Annotated in this window: 10 protein-coding genes; 7 read left to right on the forward strand and 3 right to left on the reverse strand. The window is 68.2% G+C overall.

The genetic code is table 11. The features are described 5' to 3' along the window. Positions 1-18 precede the first annotated feature (18 nt). The 7 genes from galA to E5A74_RS06740 all read left to right on the forward strand — a co-directional run bounded on the left by galA (position 19) and on the right by E5A74_RS06740 (position 8,005). Positions 19-2,928 carry a beta-galactosidase GalA gene (gene galA / locus E5A74_RS06710; RefSeq protein WP_135983482.1) on the forward strand — a complete coding sequence of 970 codons (2,910 nt, stop codon included), beginning with the start codon at positions 19-21 and terminating at the stop codon, positions 2,926-2,928. A 91-nt stretch (positions 2,929-3,019) separates the two neighbouring features. Then, positions 3,020-5,152 carry a TonB-dependent siderophore receptor gene (locus E5A74_RS06715; protein ID WP_135983483.1) on the forward strand — a complete coding sequence of 711 codons (2,133 nt, stop codon included), beginning with the start codon at positions 3,020-3,022 and terminating at the stop codon, positions 5,150-5,152. Between the two features lie 29 nt (positions 5,153-5,181). Next, entirely contained in the window at positions 5,182-5,475 is a 294-nt protein-coding gene (locus tag E5A74_RS06720; protein ID WP_135983484.1) for a ketohydroxyglutarate aldolase, read from the forward strand. Next, positions 5,472-6,971, forward strand: coding sequence for a PepSY-associated TM helix domain-containing protein (locus E5A74_RS06725; protein WP_135983485.1), 1,500 nt, complete (start codon positions 5,472-5,474; stop codon positions 6,969-6,971). The genes E5A74_RS06720 and E5A74_RS06725 overlap by 4 nt, the downstream gene beginning before the upstream one ends. After that, positions 6,968-7,288: a DUF3325 domain-containing protein gene (locus tag E5A74_RS06730; RefSeq protein ID WP_135983486.1), complete on the forward strand. Its 321-nt coding sequence runs from the start codon at positions 6,968-6,970 to the stop codon at positions 7,286-7,288. The genes E5A74_RS06725 and E5A74_RS06730 overlap by 4 nt, the downstream gene beginning before the upstream one ends. Before the next feature lie 83 nt (positions 7,289-7,371). Next, the gene (locus tag E5A74_RS06735) at positions 7,372-7,563 is read left to right on the forward strand and encodes a hypothetical protein (RefSeq protein ID WP_135983487.1); all 192 of its coding nucleotides are present in this window, start codon (positions 7,372-7,374) and stop codon (positions 7,561-7,563) included. Between the two features lie 61 nt (positions 7,564-7,624). Further along, positions 7,625-8,005: a group III truncated hemoglobin gene (locus E5A74_RS06740; protein WP_135983488.1), complete on the forward strand. Its 381-nt coding sequence runs from the start codon at positions 7,625-7,627 to the stop codon at positions 8,003-8,005. On the opposite strand, the gene E5A74_RS06745 is transcribed toward E5A74_RS06740, so the two are convergent. The 3 genes from E5A74_RS06745 to E5A74_RS06755 are packed head-to-tail and all read right to left on the reverse strand — an operon-like array spanning position 7,981 to position 12,160. Next, positions 7,981-9,222 carry an MFS transporter gene (locus tag E5A74_RS06745; protein ID WP_135983489.1) on the reverse strand — a complete coding sequence of 414 codons (1,242 nt, stop codon included), beginning with the start codon at positions 9,220-9,222 and terminating at the stop codon, positions 7,981-7,983. The two genes, E5A74_RS06740 and E5A74_RS06745, sit on opposite strands and share 25 nt — an antisense overlap. After that, on the reverse strand, positions 9,219-10,640 hold the full coding sequence (locus E5A74_RS06750) for a glycoside hydrolase family 30 protein (RefSeq protein ID WP_135983490.1): 1,422 nt from the start codon (positions 10,638-10,640) through the stop codon (positions 9,219-9,221). The genes E5A74_RS06745 and E5A74_RS06750 overlap by 4 nt, the downstream gene beginning before the upstream one ends. Before the next feature lie 20 nt (positions 10,641-10,660). Then, positions 10,661-12,160 carry a tryptophan halogenase family protein gene (locus tag E5A74_RS06755; protein ID WP_135983491.1) on the reverse strand — a complete coding sequence of 500 codons (1,500 nt, stop codon included), beginning with the start codon at positions 12,158-12,160 and terminating at the stop codon, positions 10,661-10,663. Positions 12,161-12,186: the final 26 nt, after the last annotated feature.

Genomic DNA, 12,186 nt, shown 5'->3' on the forward strand with positions numbered 1-12,186 from the left:
TCCGCCGGAGCCATGATCATGCATCGCCGCACTCTTCTGCTCGGAGGCGCCGGCGTCGGCGCCTTGCTCGCCGGCGAACCGGTACTCGCCTTCGCTCCGGCTGCATCACGGGATCGGCCGGCTTCGGGCGACGGTTTCCCCATGCCCGCGCCGGGCAAGTCGCTCCCGCCCCGGCTGCCCGATCCCGACCCCTCGCGCACCTTGCTCGAGCTCGGCTGGCGCTTCCACGAGGGCGATATCGTCGTGCCGGAGCCCGCGGACCACAACGCGACCTATCTGAGCGTCAAGGCGGGCAATGCCCGCGGCGCCGCGGCCCCGGTCTATGACGACAGCGACTGGCGCGGCGTGCGGCTGCCGCACGACTGGGCGGCCGAACAGCCCTTTGTCGAGACCGCCAATGTCTCGCAGGGCTATCGCCCACGCGGGATCGGCTGGTACCGGCGCACGCTGCGGCTCGACCCCGCCGATCGCGGCAAGACGATCGAGCTGCATTTCGACGGCATCGCCACCAACGCGACGATCTGGATCAACGGCAGCCTCGTCGCGCACAATTGGTCGGGCTATAACAGCGTCTATGTCGACTTGACGCCGTTCGCGCGTTTCGGCGACGAGACCAACGTCGTCGCGGTCCGCGTCGACGCCAACGCCCGCGAGGGCTGGTGGTACGAAGGCGCCGGCATCTATCGCCATGTCTGGCTTGTCCGCCGCGCCGGCGTGGCGATCGTCAGCGACGGCGTCCTTTGCGATCCCCGCCACGACGAGGACGAACGCTGGCACGTCCCCGTCACCGCGACGCTCGCCAATATCGGGCGCAGCCCCGCGCAAGTGACGGTCGAAGCCACGCTGATCGATCCGGACGGCCGCGAAGTCGCCACTGCGCAGTCGTCCGCCAAAGTGCCGGTGCTCGACAGGATCGATGCCGCGCTGCAGCTCGACATCGCGACGCCGCGCCGCTGGTCGATCGAGACGCCGACGCTCTACACGGTGCGCACCCGGGTGCTCCGCGAAGGCGTGAGCGTCGACGAGCGCAGGGTGACGATCGGCTTCCGCACGATCCGCTTCGACGCCGACAAGGGGCTTTTCGTCAACGAGGTGCCGATCAAGCTCAAGGGCGTATGCCTCCATCAGGACCATGCCGGTGTCGGCGTCGCGGTGCCCGACGCGCTGCTCGGCTGGCGGCTCGAGCGACTGAAGGCGATGGGCTGCAACGCGATCCGCATGTCGCACAACGCGCCCAATGCAGAGCTGCTCGACTGGTGCGACCGCATGGGATTCCTCGTCATGGACGAGAACCGCAACTTCAATCCCGCGCCCGATTACATGGCGCAGCTCGAATGGCTGGTGCGGCGCGATCGCAACCATCCGAGCGTGATTCTCTGGTCGGTGTTCAACGAGGAACCGATGCAGGGCAGCGAAGCGGGCGTCGAGATGGTCCGCCGCATGGCCGCCGCGGTGCATCGGCTCGACGGTAGCCGGCCGGTGACCGCAGCGATGAACGGGGCATTCTACGATCCGGTCAACGTCTCGTCGGTCGTCGATGTGATGGGCTTCAATTACTATCAGGGCGATTACGACAAGTTCCATCGCCTCAACCCGACCAGGGCGATGACCAGCTCGGAGGACACCAGCGCGTTCGAGACGCGCGGCGCGTTCGCCACCGACAGCGCCGGCCATGTCATCACCTCGTACGACACCGAGGCGGCGAGCTGGGGGGGCACGCACCGCGACACGTGGAAGAACATCGTCGAGCGGCCCTTCGTCGCCGGCGGCTTCGTATGGACCGGGTTCGACTATCATGGCGAGCCGACCCCGCACGCCTGGCCAACCATTTCGAGCTTTTTCGGCATCCTCGATCTCTGCGGATTCCCCAAGACCGCGTTCGACATCCACCGCGCGCATTGGATCGACGACGCGCCCGTCGTCGCGATCGCGCCGCACTGGACGTGGCCGGGGCGCGAAGGTCAGCCGATCAAGATCTTCGTCAGCTCGAACGCCGAGACCGTCGCGCTGCGCCTCAACGGCCGCGACCTGGGCGTCCAGAAGGTCGATCGCGTGATGGGCAATGAATGGACCGTGGCTTATGCCCCGGGCCGGATCGAGGCAGTCGCGATGCGCGGCGGCAAAGCCGTGGCGACCGCGGCGCACGAGACCGCCGGCGCGCCGATCGCGCTCCGCCTCACCCCCGCGCGCAACGTGATGGCGGGCGACGACGAGGATTGCCAGCCGATCACGATCGATGCGGTCGACGCGAAGGGCCGCCATGTCCCCATCGCCAATCTGATGACGCAGTTCACAGTCGAGGGCGCGACGATCATCGGCGTCGGCAATGGCGATCCCAACAGCCACGAGCCCGAACGGGGCGACAGCCGCTCGCTGTTCAACGGGCTGGCGCAGATCCTTCTCCGCGCCGGACGCGGGCGCGGCAGCATCACGCTGCGCGCGACTGCGCCGGGGTTGCGGCCGGCGCGCCTGACGATCGCGCGCGCCGACATCGCGCCGCGCGCGCAGGTCGCCGACACGCCGCCGGTGTTCGCGGTGCGCGATTGGCGACGCTCTCCTGCGCTCGCCACCCGGCCCGATCCCGGCCTCGCGCCCGCCGATGGCGACAACAACAGCTGGGCGTTCGTGCGCAGCGGCACCCCCACCCCCGCCGAACCGACCCCCGGCTGGCGCATCTATCGGACGCGCGTGCTCCCGTGGAAGCGCGTCGCGGCAGAGGGCGGCACGATCACCTTCGCCGCGCTCGCCGGGCGCGCCGAGCTGTGGGTCGACGGCACGCTGCGCGGTCGCAAGACCGATCCCGCGGCAGGCGCGTTCAGCGCGGACCTGCCTGCGGGTCCCGGCGCGCGTACGATCGCGCTGCTGATCGAGGCCACCCCCGGCGCGGCTTCCGGCATTCTCGGGCCCGTGTCGATCGGAACGCGCTGAGCATTCCGCACTGCAATTGCTGCTAATGCGTTTGACTCGCAATAACACCTTGCCTAGAGAGCCCGCGTCGCACGTCCCACGGGGGTAATCTATGGCTTTGTCTCTCCGCCGCGCGCTGCTTTCGAGCGCGCTGTTCGTCCTGCCCTTCGGCCCCGCCCTCGCGGCGCCAGGCCCCGATCCGGTCGCGGAGACCGAAGAAGACACGCAGGCGCAGGACAAGACGGAGATCGTCGTCACCGGCTCGGTGGCGACCCAGTCGAGCTCGGCAACCGGCCTCACCCTCTCACCGCGCGAGACCCCGCAATCGGTGACGATCGTCGATCGCCAGCGCATCGAGGACTTCCAGCTGACCAACGTCAACGATCTGCTCAACCAGGTCGTCGGCATCAATGTCGAGCGCGTCGAGACCGACCGAACCTATTTCAACTCGCGCGGGTTCGACATCACCAACTTTCAGGTCGACGGGATCGGCTTGCCGCTGATCTGGGGCATCCAGTTCGGCGATCTCGACACCGCGCTGTTCGACAGCGTCGAGGCGATCCGCGGCGCCAACGCGATCATGAGCGGCGTCGGCAATCCTTCGGCGACGATCAACTATGTCCGCAAGCGCCCGACCGACACGCTGAGGGCCAGTGCCTCGGCGCAATTCGGCTCGTGGGACCAGAAGCGCTTCGAGGCCGATATCTCCGGCCCGATCAGCGACACCGTTTCGGCGCGGCTGATCTTCGCGCACGAGGACCGCGATTCATGGCTCGACTATAATCATGTCGATCGTAACGTGTTCGGTGCGCTGGTCAGCTGGAAGGTGACCCCCGATCTCACCGCCACGGCCGGCTATTCGCGGCAGGAGAACAAGGCCGACGGCGTGCTCTGGGGCGCGCTGCCGCTGCTCTACACCGACGGCACCCGGATCGATTATCCGGTCTCGGCCTCGACGTCGGCCGACTGGACGTTCTGGAACGTCACCGACCAGAGCGTGTTCGCCGAGCTCAACTATCAGTTCGGCGGCGGCTGGTCGGCCAAGGGCGTGTTCACCTACAAGCGCTTCGAGGAGCTGTCGAAGCTGCTCTACGCCTATGGCTATCCGGACAAGGCGACCGGGCTCGGCGTCGGCGGCATGACCGGCATCTATCCCTCGACCTATGACCAGTATCTCGGCGACTTCTATGCCTCGGGCCCGGTCAAGCTGTTCGGCCGCGAGCATCAGTTGGCCTTCGGGGTCTCGACCGCGCGCTCGGACGCGCTCGAATGGGAGGATTTCTACCTCGGCGCGATCGATTTCCCGGCGGTGCAGGATTGGGGAACCCAGCAGGTCGCCGAGCCCGACTATCCCGGCGAGTATCTCGCCGCCGACTATACCGACCGGCTGACCCGCGCCTATGGCGCCGCGCACCTCAACTTCTCCGATCAGCTCAAGGCCGTGGTCGGCGCGAGCGCGATGTGGATCAAGTCGACCGGCACGTCCTACGGCACCGATCAATCGCGCAAGGAGAGCGGGGTCAGCCCCTATATCGGCGCGGTCTACGACGTGACGCCGCACCTCTCGCTCTATGCGAGCTACACCGGCATCTTCAATCCGCAGAGCGAGATCGACGTCAACAACCGCAAGCTCGATCCCGCCAAGGGTACCAGCATCGAGGCCGGCATCAAGAGCGACTGGTTCGGCGGCCGGCTCTACGCCACGGCCTCGCTGTTCCGGGCGAAGCAGAAGGGGCTCGCGGCGTTCGTCGGTGTGCTGCCCAATGGCGACAGCTATTATGAAGGCGAGGACACCACCTCGAAGGGCTTCGAGATGGAGCTCGCCGGTCGCATCACGCCCAACTGGACGTTGAGCGGGGGCTATACCGGGCTCAAGATCGAGAACGAGGCAGGCGAGCCGACGCGCACCTTCCTGCCGACCAAATCGCTCAAACTGGCGACGACCTACACGCTGCCCCAGCTCAACGATCTCCGCTTCGGCGCGCAGCTGCGCTGGCAGAATCAGATCAGCGCGGTCGATTCCGACGTGCAGGGATATGGCGTGGTGACCGGCGACGTGACCGTGACGCAGAAGAGCTATGCGGTGGCCGATCTGATGGCGGGGGTCCGGCTGCTCGATCGGCTCCGCGCGACGGTCAATGTCCGCAACGTCGGCAACGCAAAATATCTGGGCAGCCTGATGTGGGGTCAGGCCTATTACGCCGCGCCGCGCAGCGCGAACGTCACGCTCAGCTTCGCCTATTGATCGCGATGGGCGTGGCGGGAGCACCGGGCATGGCACAGGACCGGCGAGGCTGGCGCTACCGCGTCAACATCGCCGCCCGCACGCTCGCCGGCACGATCGGCGCCTATGCGGTCGCGGCGCTGTTCGGCGCGGCGCTCGCGCGGACGCTGCCGATCGGTCGGCTCGATGCGGTCATCCCGGCGACCCTGCTGGCGTTTCTCGTCGCGCCCGCGGTGACGATCTGGGCCTTCCTCGCGCGCGGACCGTGGCTGGCCTGGGCGGGAGTGATCGCGCTCGCTGCGCTGTTCGGCGCGATCGCGTGGTTCACCGGGCAGCCGATATGAGCGCGGTCCGCGAGGGTGCCCGCCAGGTGATGGCGTGGCTGCACGGCTGGACCGGGCTGCTGCTCGGCCACGTCCTGTTCCTGATGTGCCTCGCCGGCACGCTGAGCCTGTTCAAGCCCGAGATCGGCCGCTGGATGCGCCCCGAGGCAGTCGCCACCGCCGCGCCCGTCGACGCCGTCGCCGCGGCGACCGGCTGGCTGGCGAAGAACGCGAAGGACTCGACCGGTTGGTACCTTACGGCGCCCGACGGCCGCGCGAACACCGTCGAGGCCGCCTATGACAGCGGGGGCGAATTTCTCTATCGCGCGCTCGATCCGGTGACCGGAGCGCCCGTGGCGCGCGAGACGATGGGCGGCGAATTCTTCTATCGCCTCCATTTCGAGCTCCAGCTGCCTTTTCCCTGGGGACGGCTGCTCGCCTCGCTCGCCGCTCTGGTGATGCTCGTCGCGCTGATCACCGGGATCATCGCGCATCGCCGCATCTTCCGCGATTTCTTCACCTTCCGCCCCGCCAAGGGCCAGCGCTCGTGGCTCGACGGGCACAATGCGCTCGGGGTGCTGTCGCTGCCCTTCCACCTGATGATCACCTTCACCGGGCTGGTGACGCTGGCCTCGCTCAGCATGCCGTGGCCGATCACCGCCAATTACGGCGACGAGCTCATGGCGATGTACCAGGAGCTGACTCCCGGCCTCGCCAATCGTTCGCCGGCAGGCACCAGAGCGCCGCTCGCTCCGGTCGCGCCGATGCTCCGCGAGGCGGAGCGCCGCTTTGGCGGCGCGCCGATCGGGCGCGTCTATGTCGTCAATCCCGGCGATGCCGCGGCGGTGGTGACCGTGTTCCGCAGCGACGCCGCGCAAATCGGCTTCACGCCCGCCGAGATCAGCTTCGACGGCGTCACCGGCAAGGTGCTTGCCGAATGGACCGAGAACCGACCGGCGGTGAAGACCTACAACGTCGTCTATGGGCTCCACATGGCGCGCTTCGCCCCGGGCGTGCTCCGCTGGCTCTATTTCCTCGGCGGCGCGATGCTCACGCTCGCGATCGCCACCGGGCTGGTGCTGTGGGTGGTCAAAAGGCGCGAGCGGGCGCCGCTGTCGCTCGGCAACCGCCTGCTCGAGCGGCTCAACGCCGGCGCGATCGGCGGGGTGCTGCTCGGCTCGGTCGCCTATCTCTGGGCCAACCGCCTGTTGCCCCTCGAGCTGCCTGGCAGGGCCGAGGTCGAGGTATCGATCGCGTTGTGGAGCGCGACGGTCTCGCTCGTCGCCGGCGCTGCTCTGCGGCCCGCCATCGCATGGCCGGCATTGCTCGGCGCGCTTGCGCTGGGCTGCGCCGGCGCAGGGCTGCTCGGCTTCGCGACCTCGGGCGTCGGCCAATGGGGGATGAGCCTGATGCTCGTCGCCACCGCCACCGCGCTGTCGCTGATCGTGCGACGCCAGATCCGCGCGTTGCGCGCGCCCCCCGCCCCGCGCCGCGGCCGTGCGAGGGCGGCCGCATGATCTTTGGCGGGTTGCTCTATCTCGGCCTGTTTGCCCTCGCCGCGAGCATGGGCCGCCACGCCCAGCTGCTCCCGGCACATTGGGGCTTGGCGAAACGCGCCGCGCGGCTGCGGCTCGCGGCGTGGCTGCTGATCCTCGCATCGCTCGTCATCGCTTTGTGGTCCCCGGACTGGGCGTTGCGCCTGCTCAGCTGGATCGGGCTCGTCGCGGTCGCCGGCGGAATCGTGCTGCTCAGCCTGACCTATGGGGTGCGCTGGGCGCGGAGCGCGGCCTTGCTCGCCATTGCGCTCGTGGTCGCGGGCCTCGTCGGGCCATGAGGGAAATTTTTTGCGGCATTTCCCCCGCGATCCCGACTCCGCCTCTACAATAGTAAACAAGATGCTAACGCGGAGACGATCCGGTGATCAACGCGACGATGTTCGACCCTTTCGCCACCACCACCAGCCAGCGCCGTGGCCGTGCGGCTTCGCACGAGGATGAGCTGCGCCATTTCGAAATCTGCCCGATGTGCAGCCAGGCCGTCGACCGGCGCGACATCTACGCGGTGATGCATCACCTCCCCGTCGGTCACGCGCCCCGCCCCGTGCACTAGGACCATTGCCGGCGGCCGCGGCAATTCCCAACTTGCTTCGATACGCGCCTTCCCGGACGGCATGACCATGGAAATCACCGAAGACGACATCGCCCTGCTTGTCCCGGCCTTTTACGAACGCATCCGGCACGACGACGTGCTCGGCCCGATCTTCGATGGCGCGATTGCCGATTGGCCGCATCATCTCGGCATCCTCGAGGCCTTCTGGTCCTCGGTCATGCGCACCAGCGGCCGGTACAAGGGGCAGCCGATGGTCGCACATGTCCGTCACGAGGCAGCGATGACGCCCGAGAATTTCGGCCGCTGGCTAGCGCTCTGGCAGCAGACCAGCGACGCGTTGCTCCCGCCCGAAAAGGCCGCCCTGTTCCAAGATCGGGCACGTCGCATCGCCGAGAGCCTGCAGCTTGGCGTGCAATATTATCGCGACAGAAACGCCGCCTGAGGCGCGCGCCGCGCCGAAGCGGCGACAGCGAAACCGAGAATGTAGCAATAAGCGAGCAGCGCGACGGCGAAGCTCCAGTGCAGCCCGATGCGATCGGCAATCTGGCCGGCCAGCAGCGGCACCACCGCTCCCGCGCCGATCGCCGCGCAGAGCAGCCCCGAGGTCGCCGATGCCGATGCCGTCGACCGCTCGAGCGTGAGCGCGAAGATGGCAGGGAACATCACCGAATTGAACAGCCCAACCGCCATCAGGCACCATGCGCTTGACGGGCCCTGCATCAGCAGCGCGCCGGCGCAGAGCGCGGCCGCGACTGTCGCGGCGGCGGCCAGCAAGCGTGCCGCCGGCAGATGGCGCAGCGCCCAGCTCCCCGCGAAGCGCCCGACCAGCGCACCGCCCCAATAGAAGCTCGCCACCCGCGCGCCGGCATCGGCAAGCGACAGGCCAGCGCCTTGGGGCGCGGCGAGATAGAGGATCAGCAGACTGCCGATCGTGACTTCGGCACCCACATAGAGCGCGATCCCGCCCGCCCCCAGCAACGCCCAGCGCGCGTGCAGCGCGTCGCGCAGCCGGGCGCCGGCCGGCGCCGCGATCGCCACCGCGGCGATCTGGCGCCGGGCGAGCGCGACGAGCAGCACCAGTCCCAGCAAGATCGCCGCGATGATCAGAAAGGCGCGACTGACCGCCCCGATCCCGGCCGCCTGCGTCGCGCCTGCGCGCAGCCCTTCGCTGCCGAGGATCAGCCGCGCTCCGAAATGCACCCCGCAGACCATGCCGAGCGCGTTGAAGCCGTGCGCTAGCGTCAACCGAAAGGCACTGCGCTCGGGCGGCCCGAGCAGGGCGGCCAGCGGATTGGCGGCAACCTGCAGCCCGACAACGCCGCTCGCCAGCACGAACAGCCCCGCCAGCACGAGCGCGAAATGCGGTACCAGCGCGGTGCCTTGCAGGATCAGACAGGCGAGCAGCATCGTGGCGAGCGCGGCGAGGATCGTCCTGAGCGCGCCAACCCGCCCGAGCACCCACGCCAGCGGCAGCGACATCGTCGCAAAGGCGACGAACGAGACGATCTGGGTGAACAGCGCGGCGGTATAGGAAAGATGAAAGATCGCGCGCATCGCGGCGATCAGCGGATCGTTGTTGGCGGAGACGAAGCCCCAGGCGAAGAACAGCGCGGTGACCGGCGCGAACGCCCCGCCGACGCGTCCTCGCCCTGAGGTCATCGCGCCCCGCGCCAGCGGAAGGTCACCGCAGCGTTGGACGGCAGCGCATAGGCGAAATGCCCGCCATCGGCGGCAACCGTCACCGTCTCGTTCGCGGCGCCCGCATTGAAGACGAGCAGCACGCGCGACCCGTCGGGATTGGCGAACGCCACGGTCTCGATCCCGCCCGGCCGGCTGTCGGACGCGATGCGATGCGCGCCGCGCGCGACGAATTTGCTGGCATGGCCGAACGCGTAATATTCGACATTGCGGGTCACCCCGCCGGTGGTGCTGTCGATCTTGACCACGCCGCGGCAATTGTCGCAGCCGCCGAGATGCGGGCCGTATTTCTCGTCGAGCGCGAGGTTCCACATCAGCACGCCGCGCGCCCAATGGCGCGGCGCGCCGATCACGAGGTTGCGCATCGTCCATGCCCAGCTGTCGGGCCACGCCTTCGACCATTCGCCGCCCGAGCATTCGGTGAAGAACACGTCCTTGTCGGGATGCTTGTCGCGCACCACGCTCTGCGCCGCGACATCGCCCTTGTAGCAATGCCACGCCACGCCGCTGACGTAGCGTGCCGCCGCCGGATCGGCGAGCACCCCGAGCGGCTGCTCGGGCAGGTCCCAATTATGATCCCAGTCGAGGATGCGTGTCTTCAGCCCCGCACGCGCGAGCTCCGGGCCGAGCAGCGCGATGGCCTTGGCGCGCTGCGCCGGGCTCAGCCGCATCCCCGGATAATTCTCCGGCTCGAAATCGGGCTCGTTCTGGATGCTCAGATAGTCGACCGGACCGATCTCGGCGGCGAAGCCCTGCACCGTGCGCCGCATATAGGCGGCGAAGGGCCGATAGGCGTCGTCGCGCAGCGTGCCCTTGATCAGCGCGTCGGTGGTCTTCATCCAGCCCGGCGCGCTCCACGGCGAAACCATCACCGCGAGCTGCGGATTGATCGCGCGCGCCGCGCGCACCGTCGGCAGCACCTCGGCCCGCGCCGGCGCGATCGAGAAATGCGCGAGCTCGGGATCGCGCTCGCCCTTGGGCCGGTCGTCATAGCTGTAATGGCTGCGCGAGAAATCCGACGCACCGATCGTCACCCGCGTGAACGACAGCGCGATCCCCTCGGGGCCGAACAGATCGGCGAGCAGCGCCTCGCGCTGCGCCGGGGTCATGTGCCGCTGGATCAGCCACGCCGAGGCGTCGGTGATCGCGGCGCCATAGCCGACCATCTCCTGGAAGCGCTGCGCCGGATCCACGTTGATCGCGCCCGCCGCCGGCCCCGGGGCGAGCGCCAGCGACGGCTGGCGGGCAAGCAGGACCGACTGGTCGGGCAATGTCAGCCATATCTCGACCGTGCCCGGCGCCGGCGCGACAGCGGTCGGACGCGCTGCCGGCGCGCAGCCGGCAAGCGCCAGTGCGCACAATCCTGCCCATAGCCGCATTGTCTCTCTCCCCTTGCCGGTCAGGACGCCGGACACGTCTTCGCGACGAATTCGGCGTGCCCCGGCATCACCGCGACGCATTTGGCGATCACCTTCTCGATATTGTCGAGGAACTGATCCACCTGCACCTCGCTGCGGATATCGACCAGCGGGTCGTAGCCGCGCGGGATCACACCCTGGCCGAGGAACACCTGGATCCAGCTCTCCTCGGTGAACAGCTCCTCGTCCTCGCGGAACACCCGGCCATTGGCAGCGAACAGGTCGATCTTGCGCTGGAGCGTGGCGGGTATTTCCATGTCGCGGCAATGCCGCCAGAAGGGCGTGTCGTCGCGCTCGGTCGCCTTGTAGTGGAGGATGATGAAATCGCGGACACGCTCATATTCGAAGTCGGTCTGGCGGTTGAACTCGGCGATCGTCGCCGGATCGAAACCGGTATCGGGCAGCAGCCGCACCATCCGCACGATCGCCGACTGGATCAGATAGAGGCTGGTCGATTCGAGCGGCTCCATGAACCCCGCCGCCAGACCGATGGCGACGCAATTGCGGTTCCATGTCCGGTTGCGCTTGCCGGTGGTGAAGCGGAGGCGGTTGGGCTCCGCCAGCTGCGCCCCGTCGAGATTGGCGAGCAGCTGCGCCTCGGCTTCGGCGTCGTCGATGAAGCTGCTCGCATAGACGTGGCCGTTGCCGGTGCGGTGCTGGAGCGGGATCCGCCATTGCCACCCGGCCGTCCGCGCGGTGGCGCGGGTATAGGGCGTGAACGGCTCGGTCCGCGCGCACGGCACCGCCATCGCGCGATCGCATGGCAGCCAGTGCGTCCAGTCCTCGTAGCCGGTCTTGAGCGCTTCCTCGATGATCAGCCCGCGAAACCCCGAGCAATCGATGAACAGGTCGGCGGCGATCACTTCGCCATCGTCCATCGTCACCGATTCGACGAAGCCGTCTTCGCTGCGCAGCGCCACGCCCGCGACTTTGCCCTCGCGCCGCCGCACCCCGCGCGCCTCGGCGAGCCCGCGCAGATATTGCGCGTAGAGCCCCGCGTCGAAATGGAAGGCGTGGGCGATGTGCCCGATCGGCGATTCCGCCAGTTTGGGATCGGCGCGCATGAACTTGTTGGCGAGCGCCGCGGCGGTGTTGATCGAATAGGCCGAGAAGTCGCTCGCCTTCCCCGCGGCCTGCGCCTTGAGCCAATATTGATGGCAGCGCAGCCAGCCGAGATCCTGCCCGATCACGCCGAAGCCATGGATATAGCTGTGCCCGCGGCGCCACCAGTCGACGAACTGGATGCCCAGCTTGAAGCTGCCCTGGGTGCGGCGCATGAAGTCGTTCTCGTCGAGCCCGATCAGCTCGTTGTACTTCTTGATCGCCGGGATCGTCGCCTCACCCACCCCGATCGTGCCGATCTGCTCGGACTCGATCAGCGTGACCTCGTAGAGTCCCTCGAAGAGCTTCGCGAGCAGCGCCGCGGTCATCCACCCGGCCGATCCGCCCCCGACGATCAGGATCCGCTTCAGCTGCTGCATGCCTCTCCCTGCGCCTTGTCTTCGCG

Source organism: Sphingomonas naasensis (assembly GCF_004792695.1).
GTDB classification, from domain to species: domain Bacteria; phylum Pseudomonadota; class Alphaproteobacteria; order Sphingomonadales; family Sphingomonadaceae; genus Sphingomonas; species Sphingomonas naasensis.

What these genes read in the sequence shown, in the direction of transcription:
- galA (WP_135983482.1), top strand. Translation starts at nt 19, where the DNA reads ATGCATCGCCGCACTCTTCTGCTCGGAGGCGCCGGCGTCGGCGCCTTG.
- E5A74_RS06715 (WP_135983483.1), top strand. Translation starts at nt 3,020, where the DNA reads ATGGCTTTGTCTCTCCGCCGCGCGCTGCTTTCGAGCGCGCTGTTCGTC.
- E5A74_RS06720 (WP_135983484.1), top strand. Translation starts at nt 5,182, where the DNA reads ATGGCACAGGACCGGCGAGGCTGGCGCTACCGCGTCAACATCGCCGCC.
- E5A74_RS06725 (WP_135983485.1), top strand. Translation starts at nt 5,472, where the DNA reads ATGAGCGCGGTCCGCGAGGGTGCCCGCCAGGTGATGGCGTGGCTGCAC.
- E5A74_RS06730 (WP_135983486.1), top strand. Translation starts at nt 6,968, where the DNA reads ATGATCTTTGGCGGGTTGCTCTATCTCGGCCTGTTTGCCCTCGCCGCG.
- E5A74_RS06740 (WP_135983488.1), top strand. Translation starts at nt 7,625, where the DNA reads ATGACCATGGAAATCACCGAAGACGACATCGCCCTGCTTGTCCCGGCC.
- E5A74_RS06745 (WP_135983489.1), bottom strand. Translation starts at nt 9,222, where the DNA reads ATGACCTCAGGGCGAGGACGCGTCGGCGGGGCGTTCGCGCCGGTCACC.
- E5A74_RS06750 (WP_135983490.1), bottom strand. Translation starts at nt 10,640, where the DNA reads ATGCGGCTATGGGCAGGATTGTGCGCACTGGCGCTTGCCGGCTGCGCG.
- E5A74_RS06755 (WP_135983491.1), bottom strand. Translation starts at nt 12,160, where the DNA reads ATGCAGCAGCTGAAGCGGATCCTGATCGTCGGGGGCGGATCGGCCGGG.